Consider the following 19,241-nt stretch of genomic DNA (forward strand, 5'->3'; position numbering starts at 1 on the left):
AGCAGGCCGAGCACCATCGCCGAGACGTTGAGCGCGACGATCGCGGGGGTGACGGCGACCAGCCGCTCAACGACCATCTCGAGACTGACCAGCACCGAGACGGCGATCACCGCGATCAGGATCACGAAGGCGGTCGGCCGGAGCCAACGCGCCATGCGGGCGGCGAAATCGGGCGCGAAGTGGCGGACGGTCATGCCGGCGGCGATCGGCAGCACGGTGATGCGGACGAGCTGCATGATCGTGTTGGGAATGGAGAGGGTCGGCACCGCACCGCCCTGTTGGCCAAGGAAATGCGGGACGGCCCAGCTCAGCAGCAAGGGAATCGTGAAGACGGTGACGAGGCTGGTCAGCGCGGTCAGGATCACGGCCAACGCGACATTGCCCCGGCCGACGAAGGTCAACGCGTTCGAGGTCGTGCCGGCCGGGCAGATCGAGATGATGAAGACGCCGAGCGCCAGCTCCGGCGGGAGCTGGAAGAGGAGGCCGATGGCGAGGCCGAGCAACGGCAGGAGGAGGATGTGCGTGCCGAAGCCCGCCGCGACCGGAACGGGATGGCGGACAACCAAGCCGAAATCGAGCAGCGCGAGGGTCAGGCCCATGCTGAACATGATCAGCATCAGCCCGATCGGCACGAGCGTCGTGTTGAAGAAGGCGACCGCGTCCAGGCTCATCCGCCCCAGACCTCCCGCGCATAGTTGACGAAACTCTGGCCCATGATCTTCTCGATCCGCCCCTGCCGGTAGCCGCGCGCGCGGAGCAGGCGGATGAGCTGGCGGAACTGGTTCGGGCCGCTGAGGCGCTCGACGAAGGGCAGGGTGTCGGGATTCTCGCCGCGCGCGCCGATGCCCGAGGCGCGGCGCTCGGCGACTTCGGCGCGGGTGCGGGCGCGATAGGCGGTCATGTCGTCGACCGCGGTCGTGCCGCCGTCGGTGCCGATGCCGACATGATCCTCGCCGCAGACGTTCACCGCATGGTCGATATGGGCGACCACGTCCTCCGGCTCGGCGACGCTGTCGGGGCTCAGGAAGGGCATGAAGTAGATGCCGACGAAGCCGCCCCGCTCGCCGACCAGGCGCAATTCCTCGTCACTCTTGTTGCGAGGGAGGTCGGTCAGCGCGCGGCAGCCGGTATGGTTGATCGAGATCGGCCGGGTCGAGAGACGCGCCGCCTCGAGGCAGGTGCGCTGGCCGCTGTGGCTGAGGTCGACCATGATCCGGTGGCGGTTGAGCGCCGCGATCACCTCGCGGCCGAAGGGCGTTATGCCGCGATTGTCCGGCGCCATCGATCCGTCGCCGATCCGGTTGGCGGGATTGTAGGTGAGCTGGATGACGCGCACGCCCAGGTCGGCGAAGACCTCGGCACGGCTCGCGTCCTCGCCCATCATCGCCGCATTCTGGAAGCCGTAGATGACGCCGATCCTACGCTCGCGCCGGGCGCGGAGGATGTCGGCGGCGGTGAGCACTTTCATGAGGTCGCCAGGGTGAGCGCGCAGCCGCGCGTCCCAGAAGCCGATGTCGCGGATCGTGTCCTCGAACGGCTCGGCGGGGCCGGCGACATAGCCCAGGGTGACGTTTACCGCGTCCATGCCGGACGCGTGGGCATCGGCGAGGACACGCGGCTCGATCACGCGCGACGGCTCCTGTCCGCGCGGCCGGTTCGGGTCGCCGAAGCCGCCAAGCGCGTTGACGATCAGCATATCCTCGCCCCGCTGCGCCAATGCCGGCAGCGGCAAGGCCGCCGCGCCCGCCGCGGCGAGGAACAGGCGGCGGGAGAAATCAGTCATCGTCCGGCATCTCCTCGCGGCTGATCGGGCGATAATCGGCGCGCTCGAAGCGGCGGCCGCGGCGGACTGCGAACAGGACCGAGCGCATATTGGCGATATCCGCGACGGGGTCGCGTTCCAAGACGACGAGATTGGCGCGGTAACCCGGCGCGATCACGCCCATCTGCCGGTTCTGGCCCATGGTCATCGCGCCGATCCGCGTGGCCGCGCGGATCGCCTCCAGCGGCGTCATCCCGGCGCGGGAGACGAGCAGCTCCAGCTCCTCGAACAAGGCCGGATAGGCCGCCTCTCGCGGCGTGTCGCCGTCAGTGCCGGCGGAGAGCAGGACGCCAGCGCGGCGTGCCTGGTCGGTGAGGCGGGCGGCGAGATCAAGCGTGCAATAAGGCGGGCGTCCGCCACCCGCCGAGCGGCGCTCGACCTCGCGATAGACGCGCAAGGTCGGGTCGAGGATGATATTGCGCCGGCGCATCTCCGCGAATAACCGCGCCATCACCGGATTGTCGCCGCTCGCGAACGGCGCCGGATCGATCGGCGCGCGATCCTGATAGCGGGCCGGACGCCGCTCGACCGCCTGATAAGCGAGATAGCAGGTGTGGGAGATGACGTCCGGGCCGGCGGCGATCACGTCCGCCGGCGGGGTCGGGAAGACCATGCCGTGCGCCCAGACCGCCAGCCCCTGGCGATGCGCCTCGGCGGTCAGCCGGCGGACGAGACGGGGCGACAGATTGGCGTAGATCTTGAGCGCCGTCGCGCCGGTGCCGCGGGCGCGGGCGATGGCGAGCGGGAGGTCGGTGCGATCGTCGATCGCCTGCGCCCAAGGCGTCTCGCCGGGCGTCCAGCCGCCGCCGCTGATCGCCCGGGTGCGCGGGTCGGCGAAGAAGCTGGGGCCGGCGGCGACGGCGGCGAAATAGAGGTCAGGTCCGGCGATCTCGCCGACTCGCGCGGCGCGGTCGAGCTCGGCGATCGATCTCAAATCATCGGCCATAATCCGCGTCGCGGTGATGCCGCTGTAGATGTCGCGGCGCATCAGCGCCTCGGCCTGGCGGCGATTGGGCGGCGTGGCGAGATGCTGGTGGCTGTCGATCAGGCCGGGGAGCAGGAAGCGGCGGGAGAGATCGACGACGCGCGCGCCATCGGTCTGGGCAGGCGTAAGCGCCGCATCGGCAAGGACGGCCTCGATCCGCTCGCCGCGGGTCACCACCGCCATGTCGCGACGCGCCGCCGTGCCGGTGCCATCGATCAGGGTCGCGTGGCGATAGACCACCCGTTCCGTCTCCGGCGCGGGGGCGAAAGGCGGCTGGGCGGCGGCGAGCGCCGCGCCGAACAGCGCCGCCGCACATGCGGCAAATCGGGTCAGCCAGGCGATCACAAAGTCCCTCCCCGGGCGCTCCTTTGCCCGATTTGGGCGCGCCGTCACCATAATTTGGCCGCAAGGCTTCGCCATCTGCGCCAGCGAAACAGGGGCGAATCCCGGCCGGCCAGAGCGCCGGCCTCGCTTCGGGAGTTTTTGAGTGATGTCCAAGTTCCTCGTTCGGGCGGCGTTCGGGCTCGCGCTTCCCCTTTCTCTCGCGAGCGCGCCGGCGGCGGCGCAGCTCGGGCCGGACTCGGCCGCCTGCCGCAGCGGCGGCGGCGCGACCGGCTCGGCCATCCTGGTCAACGTCAACGGTTTTCGCGAGCGGACCGGCAGCGTGCGGGTCAACGTGTACGGCTCGAACCCATCGCGCTTCCTCGCCCGCGGCCAATATGTCCGCCAGGTCAATGTGCCGGTGACCGGCGGCGGGCCGATGCGGATCTGCGTCGCGGTGCCGAGTGCGGGCCGCTACGCGGTCGCGGTGCGCCACGATCTGGACGGCAACGGCCGCTCGGGCTGGAGCGACGGCGGCGGCTTCTCGCGCAACCCGAGCGTCAGCCTGCTCAGCCTGCGCCCGTCCTATGACAGCGTCGCGTTCAACGTCGGCCGCGGCGTCGCGGGGGTGAACGTCACCTTGCTCTACCGTTACGGCCTAAGCATCCGGCCGGCCGCATAAGCATGGCTCTGGTCGCGCTCCTCTCCAATCCGCGGTCGAGCGGCAATCTGAGCCAGTTGCCGCGCGTGCGGAGCTTTTGCGCGAACGAAAAGGACATCTTCCACTATGAGGTGGAGGAAGTCGGCCAGATCGCCCAGGCGATGCGCACCATTGCCCGGGTCAGGCCCAAGGTCATCGTCCTCAACGGCGGCGACGGCACGGTGCAGGCGGCGCTGACCGAGTTGCACCAGGGCGGCCATTTCTGCGGGAGCCCGCCGCCGGTCGCTGTGCTGCCCAACGGCAAGACCAACCTCATCGCCCAGGATCTGGGCGCGAACGGCGACCCGATCACCGCGCTGGAGCGGGTGCTGGAGCTCGCCCGCACCGACATGGCGCCGCACATCGTCGAGCGCGAGCTGATCGCCCTGTCCGACGGCAAGGGCGGCGAGCGGCCGGTGCTCGGCATGTTCCTCGGCGGCGCGGGGCTCGCCGACACGATGCTCTATTGCCGGCACAAGATTTATCCGCTCGGCCTCCCCAACTGGCTGGCGCATGGCCTTACCCTGGTTCTCAGCCTCGCCGGCGTGCTGACCGGGCGGGACGCGCGGTTCCTCCCGCCCGTGTCGCGCGAACTCACCGTTTCGGTGACGCGAAGCGGTGTGAAGCAGGGCCGGTTCTCGCTGCTGATGGTGACGACGCTGCAACGGCTGCTGTTCAACGGCTCGCTCGTCCCCGCCGGTATGCCTGGCGGCTCGATGCAGATGCTCCTCATCGACCGCAGCTTCCCCGCCTTGATGCGCGCCTTTGCCGCCGGGATGAGCGGCCGCCTTGGCCGACGCGCCCTCGCCGGCGTCCATCTCGAACGCAGCGACGAAATCAGGATCGAAGGCGCGCGCTCCAGCGTGATCCTCGACGGCGAGACGTTCGAGGCGGACACCGGCCGGCCGATCGTCCTCAGGCCGACGGCGCCGGTGCCGTTCCTCAGGCTCGCCGCCTGAGCGGAACGCGCGCTGGTCGCGGCTCGTTGACGGCGCGGAGGTTCGACATGAGGGGCCTGTTCGTCACTTCGCTGGCTGCCGTGGTGCTCGGTTTGGCGGGCGGCATGGTGGCCGCCCAATCCACGCCGGCCGACGAGGCGGAGCTTGCCGGGTTGCTGGAGGGCTGGGTAGAGGCTGGCCCGTCGCAGCGTTGCCTCAACTTCCGCCGCGCCGGCAGCATCAGGATCGTGAACCGGACGGCGATCGTCTATCGGATCGGCAATACGCTCTACGTCAACCGGCCGACCGCCGGCGCCGAGCGGCTCGACCGGCGCGACGCGATCGTCAACCGCCGCGGCCTGCCGACGCTCTGCGAAGGCGAGATGATCGAGCTGACCGACCCCTTCTCCGAAGTCGTCCGGCTGGCGCGGGCGGGGCCGTTCGTTCCCTATCGCCGGTCGGAGTGAGCGGCTAAAAGAACGGCATGAGAAAAGCCGTCCTGATGGCTCTTGCCGCGCTGGCGTCCGTCGGCGCCGCGCAGCCGCCGTACGAAAGCGCGCCCGCGCCAAGCCTAGCGCGGTGGGACTTCCAGACCGTCGCCGGCCAGCGCTATTTGCGCGCCACGGCCAACGAAGGCGACGGACCGGGCAAGCTCATGTTCCTGTGCAACGACCGGCGCGAGCTGGTGGTGATGGCGATGATCGCGCATGACGATCCCGCGGTGCTGACCGGCGCGGGCGGCAGCTCCGCCTGGATCATCGACGCCGCGCTCGCCCGCGACGCCGCCCCGCCCGGCAGCCAGCCGGTGGTCATGAACCAGGCAGTGATGTCGATAATTGGCCTCGACGGCGCGGCCTATCGCCGAATCTTCGCTGCCCGTGCCTTCGGCATCGCCTGGCTGGACGTCAGCGGTGCGGCGCGGGCGGACTTTCAGATCGGAATGGCAGAAGGGCGCGAGCCGCTCGCCGCCTTTGCGCGCGAGTGCAACGCCCAGACCTATCCGTGACCCACGGGCTGCGCGATCTCGTCGCTGCCGAGCTGGCTCGGCCGGTCGAGCCCCGGGCGCGGGCGATGGCGGCGGCGATCGCGGCGCAATATGCCGGAGCGGCGCGGGCGGTGCTGTTCTACGGCTCCTGCCTGCGCGAGAAGCAGCTCGACGGGTTGATGCTCGATTTCTACGTGATCGTCTCCAGCTATCGGGCCGCGTTCGGGCTTGGCTGGCGCGCGGTGTGGAACCGGCTGCTGCCGCCCAACGTGTTCCCGTTCAGCCATGACCGGCTGCTCGCCAAATATGCGGTGATGAGCGAGGCGGACTTTCACCGCCTGAACGGGCCGGAAGCGGGCGATGTATCCGTGTGGGCGCGCTTCGCCCAGCCCGCGCGGCTGGTCTGGGCGATGGACGAGGCGGCGCGCGACAAGGCGGTGGACGCAGTGGCCCGAGCGGCGCCGACTTTGCTCGGCTACGCCCGTCCGATGGCGGCGAAGGGGGCGAAGCCGCTCGACCTGTTCCGGCGCGGCTTCGAGCTCACCTACGCCAGCGAGCTGCGCGCCGAGCGCAAGGGGCGCTCGGGGTCGATCGTCGACGACGATTTGGAGCGATACCGCCGTTTCGGCGAGGCGGCGCTGCCGCTCGCCCATCGCCCAGACAAGGCGGCGAAAAGCTGGCGATGGTTCCGGCGCAAGGGAAAGGCGCTGACTCTGGCGCGGCTGGCCAAGGCGACGACGACCTATTCCGGCGGGGTCGATTATATCGCCTGGAAGATCAACCGGCACGCCGGCACGGCGATCGAGGTCCGGCCCTGGATGCGGCGCTTTCCGATCGTCGGCGCGCTCGTCATGCTGCCGCGCCTGTGGCGGCGCGGCGCGATCCGCTGACGCCCGCGAGCGTGTTCTCGACCGCCTCGGCCAAAGCGGCGACGGTGAACGGTTTGCGCAGCAGATCGCCCTCGGCGAGATTGTCGGCGTCGCCCGCCTCGCCGACATAGCCGGTGACGAACAGGATCGGGACATTGAGCCCGCGGCGGCGGATCGCGGCGGCGAGCTCGGCGCCGGTCATCTCCGGCATCATCACGTCGGTGACGACGAGATCGACATCCGACGCGGGCCCATCGAGCAGGGCCAGCGCTTCCTCGCCGCTCGCCGCGTTGACGGCGCGATGGCCGAGCTCTTCCAGCGCGCCGGAGGTGGCGCGGGCGACGCGCGGATCGTCCTCGACGACGAGGATGCGGACGGCGCGCGCGGCGCGGGCGATCGACTCCGGATGCGTCGCACGGGGGCGCGGCGCGGGCCTCGTCGCGGCCTCGTCCAGCCAGCGCGGCAGATAGAGCGCGACGGTCGTGCCCTCGCCGAGCGTCGAGGCCAGGGTCACGTCGCCGCGCGACTGGCGCGCGAAGCCGAAAATCTGGGAGAGGCCGAGGCCGGTGCCCTTGCCGAGCGGCTTGGTGGTGAAGAAAGGCTCGAAGACGCGGTGGAGGTGCTCCGGCGCGATGCCGCGGCCGGTGTCGCTGACCGCGATCCGGACATAATCGCCCGCCGCCAGCGCCTCGATCGCGCCGGCGCGCAGCGCGACATGCTCGATGGCGATGGTCAGCTCGCCGGCGCCGTCCATCGCGTCGCGCGCATTGACGGCGAGGTTGAGGATCGCGTTGTCGAGCTGGGTGCGGTCGGCCCAGACCAGCCATTCCTCATCCGGGGCGAGCGTGTTGACCGTGATCCGCTCGCCGAGCGCCCGGTCGGCAAGCTCCAGCATCTCCTCGACCAGCCGCGCCGGGGCGATCGCTTCGGGCAGCAGGGGCTCGGCGCGGGCGAAGGAGAGCAGCCGGCGGGTGAGGGCGGCGGCCCGGGTCGCGCCCTCCATCGCATTGTCGAGATGATATTCGACCTCGCGCCGGGGGCCGTGCAGCTTGCGGCGGGCCAAATCGAGGCCGCCGACGACGACCGCGAGCATGTTGTTGAAATCGTGCGCGATGCCGCCAGTCAACTGGCCGACCGCCTCCATCTTCTGGACCTGGCGCAGCTTCGCCTCGGCGGCCTCGCGCTCGGCCATCTCGCGCTGCAGATTTTCGTTGGCGGCGCTCAGCTCCAGCGTGCGCGCGTGCACTGCCTCGTCGAGCTCGGCCGCCCGGTACTCGGCGCTCGCCGCCTCCCGCCGGGCGCGCATCGTGTCGAGAAAGGCGCGCCAGGCGAGGATGGCGAGTCCGACGGCGCCGATCCCGATCAGGATCGCAAGCCAGCCGAGCCAGTCGGTATAGGCGTCGACGCGAGCGGCGAAGACCTGCGTCTCCTGCGTGCGGCGGGCGAGATTGGCGCGCTCGGCTCGCGCGATATCCTGCAGCAAAGCGCGGAGAGCCGGGAGGGTGGCAGAGGACGCCGCCTGGTAGAGAAGCCCCAGGCCGTCCTGACCACGCCGTGCCTGGGCGGCGGACGCGGCGGGAGCCAATTCCTGGCCGCGCTGGCTGAACAAGGCCTGGAGGCGGGTGACGCGCGCGGTCTGCTCGGCGTCGGCGCCGAGCACCTGGCGGAGCTGGCCGATCTGATAGGCGCCGTTTCGCCACTCGTTATAATAATCGGTGCCGGTCTGCTGCCGCTCGTCGAGCACATAGCGGCCGAGCGCCGCCTCGGAGCGGGCGACGGCGGCATCGATCGTGCGGGTCATCACGATCACCTCATAGGTGCGCCGCTCCCAGCCAAGCGCCTCGTCGCGGGCGCGGCTCGCGCCGGTGATGAGCATGATGAGGGCGATAAGCGCCATCGTCGCCGCCAGCGCGCCCGCGCTGACCCACAATGCGCTACGCGACGGCCCGCCGCCCTCGTCGGCGCGCTCGTATCCCTCCTCCGCCATTCGCGAAAATTAGGCGTCAGTGCGAGGCGAGGGAAGGCGGAGCAGGAGCGGCGCGTCGCGGCTTATCGCCCGGAATCGCTCGGCTTGCCGCAGTTAACCAATAAATTCGGAACCATTTCGTTCAGACGATGATGCCGACCGCCTTGCCGGCCCGCTCGAACATGGCGAGGATCTGGCCGACTTCGGCGTCGCTATGCTCGGCGCAGAGCGAGCAGCGCAGCAAGGTCATGTTGGCCGGCGTCGCTGGCGGCCGGGCGAGGTTCACATAGAGGCCCTCGGAGAGCAGCGCCTCCCACATCGCCGCACCCCGCTCCAGGTCCGGCATGATCACGGCGATGATCGCGGATTGCGGCTCGTCGGTGCCGAGCTGGAAGCCGAGCGCCTTGAGGCCCGCATGGAGGCGCTTCGAATTCTCCCACAAATGGGCGCGTTTGTTCGAGCCGTGCATAAGCTTGCGGATCGAGGTCGCCGCGGTCGCCACGACGCTTGGCGGCAGCGAGGCGGTGAAGACATAGGGCCGGCAGACGAGGCGGAGGATCTCGAACTTGGGATGGTTGGAGACGCAGAAGCCGCCGACGGTGCCGACGCTCTTCGAGAAGGTGCCGATGACGAAATCGACATCGTCGAGGCAGCCCTGCGCTTCGGCGACGCCGCGGCCGTTCTCGCCGATGAAGCCCATGGAATGGGCCTCGTCGACCAGCACCATCGCGCCGGCCGCCTTGGAGACAGCGACCATCTCCTTCAGCGGCGCGATGTCGCCCAGCATCGAATAGACGCCTTCCAGCACGACCAGCTTGCCGGCGCCCTCCGGGATGCGCGCCAGCCTTTTTTCCAGCGCGGAAATGTCGTTGTGGCGGAAGGGGACGATATTGGCGTTCCCCATCGCGCAGCCGTCATAGATCGAGGCGTGGCTGTCGATGTCGAGGACGATATAGTCGTCCTTGCCGGCGATGGTGGCGATGACGCCCAGATTGGCCTGGTAGCCGGTCGAGAAGACCATCGCATGGTCCATGGCGTAGAAGGCCTTCAGCGCCTCTTCGCATTCCTTGTGGCCCTGATATGTGCCGTTGAGGACGCGGCTGCCGGTCGTGCCCGAGCCGAATTCGTCCAACGCCCGCTTGCCGGCCTGGATGACGTCGTCGTCGAACGTCATCCCCATATAATTGTAGGTGCCGAGGAGGATGGTTTCCTTGCCGTTGCAGATCGCGCGAGTGGGGGAGAGCACCTTCTCCATGACGAGCGAGAAGGGGTCCTTGACGCCGGTCGCGAGCAACGCCTCGCGCTGCTCGATCAGCGGATCGAACTTGCTGAACAGATCGGTCATGCCCGGGTCGGGTTCTCGTTCTTGAGCGTGTCGACCGCATCGACGAGCTGGCCGACCGTCTCGATCTCCGCCTGCATGTTCATCGTGATCAATATGTCGAACTCGTCCTCGACCGAGGCGACGAAGTCCATCACCACCAGGCTGTCCCATTCGAGATCGCCGGCGAAGCTTGTCGTCTCGGTCAGCGCGGCGCCTTTCTTGTTGAACGGCGTGATCAGCCGCGCGACGGCGTCGAAGGTTTCGTCTCTGTCGGTCATGCCCAAGCCTTTAGGTTCTTTGGGTGAGCGGTGCCAAGCGAATAGGGCCGAAACGGGGCCGATGCTTGGCAAGGCTCGCAACTCCGTGGCATGAACGCGGCAGGGAGACGGGCCTGTGGCGGACGCTGACGACGGCGCGGACGAAACCTATTCCGTGAACGCGGTGCATTTGATGCGCACCGCGCAGCTTGCCCAGCTCCAGCTTTCGGCAATGGCCGACACCAAGGCGAGCATCCTGATGGGCGCGACCTTCGTGATCTTCACGATCACGATCGGGCGCGCGCAGGGCGCGAGCGCGCCGCTGCCGTTGCTGATCCTCGGCGGCGCCGCCTTCCTGTCGGCGATCTTCGCGATCCTGGCGGTGCTGCCCGCGACCAAGGCGAAGCAGGGCGGCGGCAAGCCCAATATCCTCTTCTTCGGCACGTTCACCCGGATGAGCGAGGAGGAGTTCGTCGCCGATCTCACCAGCCGGCTGAAGGCCGACCACAGCCTCTACGAGACGATGGCCCGCGACGTCTATCAGGGCGGCGCGATCCTGCAGCGCAAGAAATACCGGATGCTCGCCTGGGCCTATCGCATTCTGCTGGTCGGCCTGGTCGCGAGCTGCGGCGCCTATGTGTGGATTTATCTGGTCTGATTGACTCTCCGCCTAGCGGGAGCAGTAAGTGATAGCGGTGGCGTTCGCGCCTGATAGCGCGCTTCTCTCAACGCAAAAACGCGCCCCAGCGTCGCTCGCTGGCCCACCAAAGAGCGCCGAATCCGAAAAGGGTTATGCCGCCGAGGACGCTCCAGCCGTAAGGACCGAGAGGCAGTATTCCAGCCGCATGGATAACAACGAGCACGGCCATCAAGGCGAAGAACGGGCCGGTGAAACGGCAATGCGTCCGCTTGCAGCGCCGGGCATTTTGGAAGCATGCCCCGCCCATCCAAAGGAGCATTGCCGTCCAGACGATTGCCCGAGCCGCCGGACTGAGAAATGCGGCGACAATCATGAGCCCAGTCGGAAGTCCCCAAAGCAGGGTAAAGGCTCGGCGGTCGCCGGCCCAGTCCTTTCCGGTTCCATCGACATCAGATGCACAGTCGCTAGCCATCGCAACCTCCCCCGCCACACGATGCTATTTGGCCCGTCGCGTTCGCTTCCTGAATTGGAGGGCACGGCACGTCGCCATAGGAACAGAACACGCAGCAATAGCCTTTGATTGGACGCAGCACGGCCCCGCAATGCGGGCAATCGTAGAAATACTGGCAGGCCTCGGTCGGCATCGTCTCTTGCGAGGCGCCGCCGCACTCCGGGCAGACTAGGGTCGAGATCAACTGCATCACGCCCCTCCAAGCAGCCCCATCAGCGGCCGTTCGATATATCCGGGCCAAAGCGCGGAAAGAGCCACGGCTATCGTGGCCAAAGTCAGCATCAGAAGAGTGGCTTGCGTCGGCGGCGCAACCGTGCAGCCGGTATCGGCGGCGCGGGCGCGCCTTTTTCGGATGTAGAGGAACCAGCCTGCGGCGACGGCTAGGACGGCCGCAATTGTGAGGGGCCAATGATAGGGGACGAAAGCGGCTAGCCCGCTGGCTCCCAAGCCGATCGAACCCAAAGCCAATGGCAGCACGCAGCAGGCGGCGGCGGAAAGCAGCGCGCCGAAGCTCGCAAGCGTGCCCAAAGCGGCGACGCCGCCGTCCGGAGATTTGAAACGTTGAGACATTCGCAATTTCACCTCCCGGGTGATTCGCTGTTATGTGGCACCTGTAGCGATTACAGGATCAAGGGAAATCGTAATGGCGGCAGGAGGTCGGAGAGGCGGCGGCATCTCGCGCGGTGAGCTGGCCCGCCGAACCGGGGTGAATATAGAAACGATCCGCTACTTTGAGCGGATCGGCATTCTGGCCGCTCCGCCCCGAACCGAAGGCGGTCATCGCATCTATGACGATGGGCACGCGAGAACCCTGGGATTCGTCCGCCGTGCGCGCGGCCTCGGCTTCGCGCCGGAGGAAGTGCGGGCGATTCTCGACCTAGGCGGACCCGGCAAAGCCTCTTGCGTAGAGGTTCGGGAGATCGCGGCGCATCATCTGGAGCAGGTCCGCGCCAAGATCGCCGATCTCGCGAAGCTGGAACGGTTGCTCGCCACCACGATCAAACGTTGCTCCGGTGGAGCGGTCCCGGAGTGCGCGATCATCGATCTGCTCGATGAAGAATTGTCGCAGCATCAGACCCCATAGCCTTGCCCAACGCGCCGGACCGATATGCCGATCGCCAAGGGTTCCAGGTCAGGCTAGCGCAGCCAGCCCTGCGCCTGATACCAAGAAGCCGTCTCCTTGAGGCCGGTCGGCGTGCGGATTTGCGGCGTCCACAGGCTGGCCGGGGGGCGCCGCTCAGCGGCCGCGACCCAATCCGGGTGGGAGAAATAGCGGGCCCGGTCGGGCGTCAGCTTGGCCTTGCCGCGGCGGACAAGCCGGTCGAGGCGCGCCGCACCTTTGAGCACCGGCGCGGGCACCGCGAGCGTCGCGGCGCGCTTGCCGAAAAGGCGCGAGAGGGTGCGGGCGAAATGGCGATGCTCCCAGCCGCCCTCGCGGCCGTCATCCGGCTCATAGGTTTCGCCGATCGAGTTCGGCGCGTCGAGCAGGATGAGGATCAGCCGCGCGAGATCGTCGACATGGATGACCGAGAAGCGGCCTTTGGGCGGCAAGGCGACGAAGCCACGCCGCGCCATCTTGAACAATTCGAACGTCTCGCGGTCGCCGGGACCGTAAATGGCGGGTGGGCGAAGGATCGTCCAGTCGAGGCCCGACGCGGCGACGACCTGCTCCGAGCGCGCCTTGGAGCCGCCATAATCCGACAGACCCGGCTCGCGCGCGGCGAGCGAGGAGATGTGGATGAAGCGCCTCACGCCGGCGGCGCGGGCGGCGTCGATCATGTGTGCCGTGCCGGCGACGTTGACCGCGTCGAAGGCGGCGCGGTCGGGCGCGTTGATGAGGCCGGCGACATGGATGACGGCATCGGCGCCGTCGGCCAGCGCGGCGAGCGCGTCCGTGCTGTCCAGCGTGCCCTCGACCCAAATCAGGCCGGGCTCGGCCGGGCGAGGCCCGCGGGTCAGCGCGCGCACCGGATGCCCCGCCGCCCGTGCGACCGCGATCAATCGGGAGCCGACGAAGCCGGTCGCTCCGGTGATCGCGAGCGTGGCGCTCATAGTGGCGACCATATGATCGCATCCTCGCCTTCGTCGTCCGCGCTTACCGCCGCGCCGTGGGGGCCGATCGCTTCGAGCAGTTTGTCGAGCGCCCAGTCGAGGCCGGTTCCCGCCGCCGCGGAGATCGGGATCACCGCGGCGCCGCTCGCTTCCTCCAGCTCCGCCGAAAGCGCCGCGATCAGCTCGTCGTCCAGCGTGTCGATCTTGTTGAGCGCGACGACGACCGGCTTTTCGGTGAGGCCGGCGCCATAGGCCTCCAGCTCGTCGCGGACGACGCGGTAGCTGGTTGCCACATCCTCGTCATTGGCGTCGACGAGATGGAGGAGCACGCGGCAACGCTCGATATGGCCGAGGAAGCGGTCGCCGATCCCGGCCCCTTCGGCAGCGCCCTCGATCAGGCCGGGAATGTCGGCGACGACGAACTCGCCGCCCTTGTGGCGGACGACGCCGAGCTGGGGGCGGGTGGTGGTGAAGGCATAGGCCCCGACCTTGGCCCGGGCGTTGGTAACCGCATTGATGAAGGTCGATTTGCCGGCGTTCGGAAGCCCGACCAGCCCCGCGTCGGCGAGCAATTTGAGGCGCAGCCAGACCCAGGCCTCTTCCGACGGCCAACCGGTGCCGTGCTGACGGGGCGCGCGGTTGGTCGAGGTCTTGTAGCTGGCATTGCCGCGACCGCCGTCGCCGCCCTTCAGGAAGACGAGCGTCTCGCCGACCCCGGTCAAATCGGCGAGCAAAGTGCGCGCCTCGTCGTCGGCGAGGATCTGGGTGCCGACCGGCACCTTGACGACCAGATCCTTGCCGCCCGCGCCGGTGCGGTTGGAGCCCGCGCCGCCCTTGCCGCGCGGGGCGCGGAAATGCTGGGTGTAGCGAAAATCGATCAGCGTGTTGAGGCCCGCCACCGCCTCGAAGACGATGTCGCCGCCCTTGCCGCCGTCGCCGCCGTCCGGGCCGCCATATTCGATGAACTTCTCGCGCCGGAAGCTGACCGCGCCCGGCCCGCCCGCGCCGGAGCGGACGAAGATCTTGGCCTGGTCGAGGAAATGCACCGCCGCGACTTAGTGCGGCAAGGGAAGGGAGGAAAGGGCGGTCACGGCCGCTTGTGATGCGCCTCGTAGAGGCCGAGCTTGCCGCCGCCCGGCAGCGGCACGCCGGTGAAGCGGCCCCAGCTTGCCGCCTGGGGCTCGTCGCAGGTCACGCCGCGCCCGGCGAGCCGCGCCATCTCGGCGTCGAGGTCGTCGCAGATCAGATAGAGTTTGTGGAGGTCGTTCGCCTCGTGGCTGTGCACGCCCAATTCGGCCGGTGGCAGCTTGAAGATCAGCCAGCCGCCGCCCGAATCGATGCACGGGATTTCGAGCACGTCGCGCAGGAAAGCGCGGTCGGCCGCCTCGTCCTGGGTGAAGATCATCACATGCGCGCCACTGATCATGCGGATGCTCCTTCGCTTCGCGACAATCGGGGACAGTTTTCGTCCGGTCCGGTATAAGCCTGCGACACGGCTGGGCGACAGGGCGAAAAGGAGGCGCGTTCCGATGACCCTGATTCACCGCCGCGAATTGTTGATCGGCGTCGGCGCCGCCGGCCTGGGCGCGTTGCCGATCCTTGCGCTTGCCGGGCAACGTGCGACGCCGCCGGTGGCGTCGAGCAATCGCCTGATCGCGGGGACGACCTGTCCAGTCACGCCCCAGCAGACCGAAGGGCCGTTCTATTTCGACCCCGAGCTGGTCCGCGCCGACATCGCCGAAGGCAAGCCGGGCGTGCCGCTGCGGCTGCGGCTGCAGATCGTCGATGCCGCCGCTTGCGCCCCGTCGCAGCGGGCGCGGGTCGATCTGTGGCATTGCGACGCCGCCGGCGTCTATTCGGGCTATGACCAGGAGCGTTCGTCAGGCCAGCGCTGGCTGCGCGGCACCCAGTTCGCCGACGCCGAGGGCGTGGCGACGTTCAACACCATCTATCCCGGCTGGTATCAGGGCCGCGCGACCCATATTCATCTCAAGGCCTGGATGCCGGACGGGCGCGAAGTGACCTCGCAATTCTATTTTCCCGAAGAGTTGAACGACGCCGTCTTTCGCGAAGGCCCTTATGCCGGTCAACGCGGCGAACGGCGGCGCAACGAGGAGGACGGCATCTTCCGCCGGTCGGGCGCGCATGTGCCGATGGCGCAGGTGACCCGCAACGGCGCGGGCCTCGACGGCGCGATTGTGATCGCGTTGAGTTAGCGCGGTCCTGCGCGCAGCTCGGTGGTCGCGATCAGCTGCTGCCGGGCGATCTCGCGTGCCTTGCCGCGCGGCAGGCCGAGCGCCTGCGCCAGCTCCGCGCCGATCAGCGAATCGCCCGCGGCGGCGAGCACGAGCCAGAGCGTCGTCTCGCGCACCGGATGCCCCTCATGGCCCTCGCGGAGCTGGTCGACCAAGGCATGGATCGCGTCGAGGATCGGGTTCAGCGCATCGCGATTGCCAGAGAGGATCATCCAGGCGGCGAGCGCGCCCGCGCCCTCCTTGTCGAAGGCGTCGAAGGTGCGGTCGACGATCTCGATCGGGTCGATCTCATGGGCGCGGGCGCGCTGGACCGCCAAGGCGATCTCCGCGCAGACCCGGTCGCTGAGCGATGCCGCCAGCGCCGCCTGCAGGCCGGCCGCAGAGCCAAAATGGTGAAGCACGTTCGCATGGCTCTTGCCGATCTCGGCCGCGACCGCCTTGAGCGTCACCGCCTGCGGCCCGCGCTCGAGGAGCAGTCGGCGCGCCGCCTCCAACGCGGCGGCCCGGCTTTCCTCCGGCGACAGTCGTTCCCGCTTTATTGACACTTGTGTAAGTATGACATATCTCCGTTCCAAAGGAGCTTAACGCATGAGTCGCGCCGTGACACCCGCCGACCTCACGATCACGCCGCGCGACCGCCGCTTCGGCCGCGGCATGACGCAGGACCGCTGGTGGATGGGCGGCGATCCGGTCGCCACCGCCTTCTACAACGCGCTGAGCGCGACTTTCCCGATCGGCGAGGCCTTCTTCGTCGAGAGCGTCCGGATGTTCCGCGAGGGCGCGGACGAGAAGCTCGCCGCCGAGATCAAGGCCTTCACCACCCAGGAGGTGATGCACAGCCGCGAGCATGTGCAGTTCAACCGCCGGGCGATCGAGGCGGGCTATGACCTGACGCCGCTCGAGGAGCGGGTGGAGTACCGGCTGGCGATCACCCGCGCCAAGCCGCCGATCGTCAGCCTCGCGGCGACGATGTGCCTGGAGCATTTCACCGCGATCCTCGCCAATCAGCTGCTGCGCAATCCGCGCCACCTCGGTCGCGCCGATCCGGAGAGCGCGGCGATGTGGCGCTGGCACGCGATCGAGGAGATCGAGCACAAGGGCGTCGCCTATGACACCTGGCTGCACGCGACGAAGGCCTGGCCGCGGCGGCTGCGCTGGAAGGTCAAGGCGAAGGTGATGCTGTTCGTCACCCGCAACTTCATCGTCGACCGGAGCAGGGGCACGCTGGAGCTGCTGCGCCAGGACGGCATTACCGGCCCGAAGGCCTGGGCGCGGATGCTGTGGTTCGCCTGGGTCCGGCCGGGGATGCTGCGCAAGATCTTCGGCGCCTGGCTCGCTTTCTTCCTGCCCGGCTTCCACCCGTGGAACCATGACGACCGGGCGCTGATCGCGCGCGCCGAGAGCGAGTACGAGGCGGCGCTGATGCCGGTGGGTGCGGCGACGGCTTGAGACTTTCTCCTCTCCCGCTCGCGGGAGAGGATTAAGGTGAGGGTCTTCGTCTTTTCGTCAGACCCTCACCCCGGCCCACTCCCGCAAGCGGGAGAGGGGGAGCTCCTTATGCCGCCATCGGGCAGGGCTCCGAACACGACTCTTCTTGCCGATCGAGATCGAGCACGAAATCGCGGCATGGCGCCTCAGCCCGCCGTCCGGCGCTCCAGCGCAGGCGGGTCACGCCGGTCGGCTTGAAGCCGAGCTTCGCCAGCACCCGGCCGGAGGCAGGGTTGTCGGTGAAGTGGCCGGCGACCAACCGTTTCAGCCGGAGCGTATGGCGCGCATTGGCGATCAGGGCGCAGCCGGCCTCGGTCGCATAGCCCTGGCCCCAATAGGGCCGCGCCAGCCAGTAGCCGAATTCCAGCTCGTCGCCGTCGGGCAGACGGCCGACGCCGATGCCGCCGATCAGCTGCGGCGCACCCTCGGTGCGCCGGAAGATGAGGCAGGACGGCTCATGCGGCCTGCGCTCGCGCGAAAGGAAGGTTTCGGCATCGCTCAGCCGATAGGGCCAGGGTGCCTGGGCGAGGTTGCAGACGATACGCTCGTCGGCGATTGCCGCCACGAGCTGCGGCGCATCCTCTCTCCAGCCGGGTCTCAACAGCAACCGGGGCGTTCTCGCGAACATTTGCCTCTTCCTTCTCGCTCCCGCCCCCGGCGCGCTTGACCCTTTCGGGTTACGCGCCGGCGACATGTTGGCGTGAGGGAGACAAAACAAAAGGGAGAGGCGGCGGCCCCTCCCTCACTTGGTCCTGTCCTAAGAACCTTGGGCCGCTCCTCCCGGAACGGCCTTTCCTTGACCGCTCCTATTCCGCCGCGCTGGTAATCGGCATGTCGACGCAGACGAACTTGCGTCCCAGCTTGCCGTCGCGAAACGCGACGGTGCCGGCGGTAAGCGCGAACAGGGTATGGTCCTTGCCGATGCCGACATTCTGGCCGGGATAATATTTGGTGCCGCGCTGGCGCACGATGATGTTGCCGCCGGTGACGCTCTCGCCGCCGAACTTCTTCACGCCGAGGCGCTTCGATTGTGAATCGCGGCCGTTACGCGACGAGCCGCCTGCTTTCTTATGTGCCATGGGCCTTCTCTAACCTGAATTTCGTTTATTCGCCCTTACCAGCGGCAGGCGTCCTGGTCGAGGCCTTCTTCGCAGGCGCAGCATCGGCCGCCTTCCTGGTCGCTGCGGCCTTCTTCGGCGCTTCGGCCTTGGCCTCCGCCGGCGTCTCTGCGCCGCCCTTGGCCGGAGCCTCGGCCTTCGGCGCCTTGGCCGGCTTCTCCGCGGCCGGAGCGGCCTCGGCCTTGGCGGCCTTCTTCGGCTTCTCGCCGCCGATGCTGAGGATCTTGAGGATCGTCAGCTGCTGGCGGTGGCCGCGCTTGCGGCGGTAATTGTGGCGGCGGCGCTTCTTGAACACCGTCACCTTGTCGGCCTTCGCCTGGGCGACGATCTCCGCCGCCACGACGAGGCCGGACGTCGCCTTCAGCTCGCCGCCGTCGCCGGCGAGCAGGACGTCGCTGAGTTCGACCGAATCGCCCGCCTCGCCGGCAAGCTTCTCGACCACGATCTTGTCTCCGGCGGCGACGCGATACTGCTTGCCGCCCGTGCGCACGATGGCGAACATGGGCCTATCCAATCATCAAAAACGCTTGCGCGCGAAAGCCGGGGCTCCGCGCGGAAACCGGGCTGCTATAAGGGGGAGCGGCCGGTGTCAACCGACAGCGGCCGAAGCGGGCGCCTAGTGCCGCCGCTCGGGCCGCAGGCGATAGCGCCCTTCGGCGAAGCCCTCGAACATCTCGCCGATCGCCGGATGATCGACCGGGTCGCCGACCTCGTCGGGCAGCAGGTTCTGCTGACTGACGTAAGCGACGTAGGAGCTTTCCGAATTCTCGGCGAGGAGATGGTAGAAGGGCTGGTCCTTGGCCGGCCGGATGTCCTCCGGGATCGCCTCATACCATTCGTCGCTGTTGGCGAAGACCGGATCGACGTCGAAGACCACGCCCCGGAAATCGAACATCCGGTGCTTCACCACCTCGCCGATCGCGAAGCGGGCATGGGCGATCGGCGGGGCGATCGGGTCGCCGTCGCCGATGCGGATGTTGTCGGACTGGGTCATGCGGCCAATGTAGGGA

At 68.4% G+C, this 19,241-nt stretch carries 25 protein-coding genes; 9 read left to right on the forward strand and 16 right to left on the reverse strand.

The window, feature by feature from the left end; all coding sequences use genetic code 11:
- From ACT4N3_RS08590 to ACT4N3_RS08600, 3 genes are all read right to left on the reverse strand, one after another.
- A partial coding sequence (locus ACT4N3_RS08590; protein WP_444854804.1) for a bile acid:sodium symporter family protein occupies positions 1 to 671 on the reverse strand: 671 nt, incomplete at its 3' end.
- Positions 668 to 1,783: a dipeptidase gene (locus ACT4N3_RS08595; protein ID WP_444854805.1), complete on the reverse strand. Its 1,116-nt coding sequence runs from the start codon at positions 1,781 to 1,783 to the stop codon at positions 668 to 670. The genes ACT4N3_RS08590 and ACT4N3_RS08595, both read right to left, overlap by 4 nt.
- Positions 1,776 to 3,152, reverse strand: coding sequence for an amidohydrolase family protein (locus ACT4N3_RS08600; RefSeq protein WP_444854806.1), 1,377 nt, complete (start codon positions 3,150 to 3,152; stop codon positions 1,776 to 1,778). The genes ACT4N3_RS08595 and ACT4N3_RS08600 overlap by 8 nt, the downstream gene beginning before the upstream one ends.
- A 145-nt stretch (positions 3,153 to 3,297) precedes the next feature.
- On the opposite strand from ACT4N3_RS08600, the gene ACT4N3_RS08605 reads away from it, so the two are divergent.
- From ACT4N3_RS08605 to ACT4N3_RS08625, 5 genes are read left to right on the forward strand one after another with little or no spacing between them, the layout of a single operon-like run.
- Positions 3,298 to 3,810, forward strand: coding sequence for a DUF2141 domain-containing protein (locus ACT4N3_RS08605; RefSeq protein WP_444854827.1), 513 nt, complete (start codon positions 3,298 to 3,300; stop codon positions 3,808 to 3,810).
- Positions 3,811 to 3,812: 2 nt separating this feature from the next.
- Entirely contained in the window at positions 3,813 to 4,787 is a 975-nt protein-coding gene (locus ACT4N3_RS08610; RefSeq protein WP_444854807.1) for a diacylglycerol/lipid kinase family protein, read from the forward strand.
- Between the two features lie 47 nt (positions 4,788 to 4,834).
- Positions 4,835 to 5,233: a hypothetical protein gene (locus ACT4N3_RS08615; RefSeq protein WP_444854808.1), complete on the forward strand. Its 399-nt coding sequence runs from the start codon at positions 4,835 to 4,837 to the stop codon at positions 5,231 to 5,233.
- A gap of 17 nt (positions 5,234 to 5,250) precedes the next feature.
- A complete protein-coding gene (locus ACT4N3_RS08620; RefSeq protein ID WP_444854809.1) occupies positions 5,251 to 5,772 on the forward strand; it encodes a hypothetical protein in 522 nt (173 codons plus the stop codon).
- Complete coding sequence (locus ACT4N3_RS08625; protein ID WP_444854810.1) at positions 5,769 to 6,641, forward strand: hypothetical protein; 873 nt, start codon at positions 5,769 to 5,771, stop codon at positions 6,639 to 6,641. Before ACT4N3_RS08620 ends, ACT4N3_RS08625 begins: the two co-directional genes overlap by 4 nt.
- Here ACT4N3_RS08625 and ACT4N3_RS08630 read toward each other — a convergent pair.
- The 3 genes from ACT4N3_RS08630 to ACT4N3_RS08640 all read right to left on the reverse strand — a co-directional run bounded on the left by ACT4N3_RS08630 (position 6,601) and on the right by ACT4N3_RS08640 (position 10,188).
- Complete coding sequence (locus ACT4N3_RS08630) at positions 6,601 to 8,607, reverse strand: ATP-binding protein (RefSeq protein ID WP_444854811.1); 2,007 nt, start codon at positions 8,605 to 8,607, stop codon at positions 6,601 to 6,603. The two genes, ACT4N3_RS08625 and ACT4N3_RS08630, sit on opposite strands and share 41 nt — an antisense overlap.
- 121 nt (positions 8,608 to 8,728) lie before the next feature.
- Entirely contained in the window at positions 8,729 to 9,931 is a 1,203-nt protein-coding gene (gene spt, locus ACT4N3_RS08635) for a serine palmitoyltransferase (protein ID WP_444854812.1), read from the reverse strand.
- Positions 9,928 to 10,188, reverse strand: coding sequence for an acyl carrier protein (locus tag ACT4N3_RS08640; protein ID WP_444854813.1), 261 nt, complete (start codon positions 10,186 to 10,188; stop codon positions 9,928 to 9,930). Before ACT4N3_RS08640 ends, spt begins: the two co-directional genes overlap by 4 nt.
- A 115-nt stretch (positions 10,189 to 10,303) precedes the next feature.
- On the opposite strand from ACT4N3_RS08640, the gene ACT4N3_RS08645 reads away from it, so the two are divergent.
- Positions 10,304 to 10,825, forward strand: coding sequence for a Pycsar system effector family protein (locus ACT4N3_RS08645; RefSeq protein WP_444854814.1), 522 nt, complete (start codon positions 10,304 to 10,306; stop codon positions 10,823 to 10,825).
- 446 nt (positions 10,826 to 11,271) lie between these two features.
- Here the strand turns inward: ACT4N3_RS08645 and ACT4N3_RS08650 are convergent, their stop codons facing one another.
- Positions 11,272 to 11,508, reverse strand: a complete 237-nt coding sequence (locus ACT4N3_RS08650; protein WP_444854815.1) for a GDCCVxC domain-containing (seleno)protein — start codon at positions 11,506 to 11,508, stop codon at positions 11,272 to 11,274.
- The gene (locus ACT4N3_RS08655; protein WP_444854816.1) at positions 11,508 to 11,888 is read right to left on the reverse strand and encodes a hypothetical protein; all 381 of its coding nucleotides are present in this window, start codon (positions 11,886 to 11,888) and stop codon (positions 11,508 to 11,510) included. Before ACT4N3_RS08655 ends, ACT4N3_RS08650 begins: the two co-directional genes overlap by 1 nt.
- A 73-nt stretch (positions 11,889 to 11,961) precedes the next feature.
- Between ACT4N3_RS08655 and ACT4N3_RS08660 the strand changes: the two genes are divergently transcribed.
- Positions 11,962 to 12,402: a MerR family transcriptional regulator gene (locus ACT4N3_RS08660; protein ID WP_444854817.1), complete on the forward strand. Its 441-nt coding sequence runs from the start codon at positions 11,962 to 11,964 to the stop codon at positions 12,400 to 12,402.
- Positions 12,403 to 12,455: 53 nt separating this feature from the next.
- Here the strand turns inward: ACT4N3_RS08660 and ACT4N3_RS08665 are convergent, their stop codons facing one another.
- From ACT4N3_RS08665 to ACT4N3_RS08675, 3 genes are read right to left on the reverse strand one after another with little or no spacing between them, the layout of a single operon-like run.
- Positions 12,456 to 13,370 carry an NAD-dependent epimerase/dehydratase family protein gene (locus ACT4N3_RS08665; protein WP_444854818.1) on the reverse strand — a complete coding sequence of 305 codons (915 nt, stop codon included), beginning with the start codon at positions 13,368 to 13,370 and terminating at the stop codon, positions 12,456 to 12,458.
- Positions 13,367 to 14,416, reverse strand: coding sequence for a GTPase ObgE (gene obgE, locus ACT4N3_RS08670; protein WP_444854819.1), 1,050 nt, complete (start codon positions 14,414 to 14,416; stop codon positions 13,367 to 13,369). Before obgE ends, ACT4N3_RS08665 begins: the two co-directional genes overlap by 4 nt.
- Before the next feature lie 41 nt (positions 14,417 to 14,457).
- Entirely contained in the window at positions 14,458 to 14,796 is a 339-nt protein-coding gene (locus ACT4N3_RS08675; RefSeq protein WP_444854820.1) for a VOC family protein, read from the reverse strand.
- 103 nt (positions 14,797 to 14,899) lie between these two features.
- Here ACT4N3_RS08675 and ACT4N3_RS08680 point away from each other — a divergent pair, with 103 nt between their 5' ends.
- Positions 14,900 to 15,586, forward strand: coding sequence for an intradiol ring-cleavage dioxygenase (locus tag ACT4N3_RS08680; protein WP_444854821.1), 687 nt, complete (start codon positions 14,900 to 14,902; stop codon positions 15,584 to 15,586).
- Here ACT4N3_RS08680 and ACT4N3_RS08685 read toward each other — a convergent pair.
- Entirely contained in the window at positions 15,583 to 16,170 is a 588-nt protein-coding gene (locus ACT4N3_RS08685; RefSeq protein ID WP_444854822.1) for a TetR family transcriptional regulator, read from the reverse strand. The genes ACT4N3_RS08680 and ACT4N3_RS08685 overlap by 4 nt on opposite strands.
- Before the next feature lie 43 nt (positions 16,171 to 16,213).
- Here ACT4N3_RS08685 and ACT4N3_RS08690 point away from each other — a divergent pair, with 43 nt between their 5' ends.
- Positions 16,214 to 17,074, forward strand: a complete 861-nt coding sequence (locus ACT4N3_RS08690; protein WP_444854823.1) for a metal-dependent hydrolase — start codon at positions 16,214 to 16,216, stop codon at positions 17,072 to 17,074.
- Positions 17,075 to 17,180: 106 nt separating this feature from the next.
- Here the strand turns inward: ACT4N3_RS08690 and ACT4N3_RS08695 are convergent, their stop codons facing one another.
- The 4 genes from ACT4N3_RS08695 to hspQ all read right to left on the reverse strand — a co-directional run bounded on the left by ACT4N3_RS08695 (position 17,181) and on the right by hspQ (position 19,225).
- Entirely contained in the window at positions 17,181 to 17,741 is a 561-nt protein-coding gene (locus tag ACT4N3_RS08695; RefSeq protein WP_444854824.1) for a GNAT family N-acetyltransferase, read from the reverse strand.
- A gap of 178 nt (positions 17,742 to 17,919) precedes the next feature.
- A complete protein-coding gene (gene rpmA, locus ACT4N3_RS08700; RefSeq protein ID WP_444854825.1) occupies positions 17,920 to 18,192 on the reverse strand; it encodes a 50S ribosomal protein L27 in 273 nt (90 codons plus the stop codon).
- 25 nt (positions 18,193 to 18,217) lie between these two features.
- Complete coding sequence (gene rplU, locus ACT4N3_RS08705; protein WP_444854826.1) at positions 18,218 to 18,733, reverse strand: 50S ribosomal protein L21; 516 nt, start codon at positions 18,731 to 18,733, stop codon at positions 18,218 to 18,220.
- Positions 18,734 to 18,847: 114 nt separating this feature from the next.
- Positions 18,848 to 19,225 (reverse strand): heat shock protein HspQ, encoded by a 378-nt coding sequence (gene hspQ / locus ACT4N3_RS08710; RefSeq protein ID WP_444854828.1) that lies wholly within the window; start codon positions 19,223 to 19,225, stop codon positions 18,848 to 18,850.
- Positions 19,226 to 19,241: the final 16 nt, after the last annotated feature.

This window comes from Sphingosinicella sp., from assembly GCF_052388015.1.
Classification (GTDB): Bacteria; Pseudomonadota; Alphaproteobacteria; order Sphingomonadales; family Sphingomonadaceae; genus Allosphingosinicella.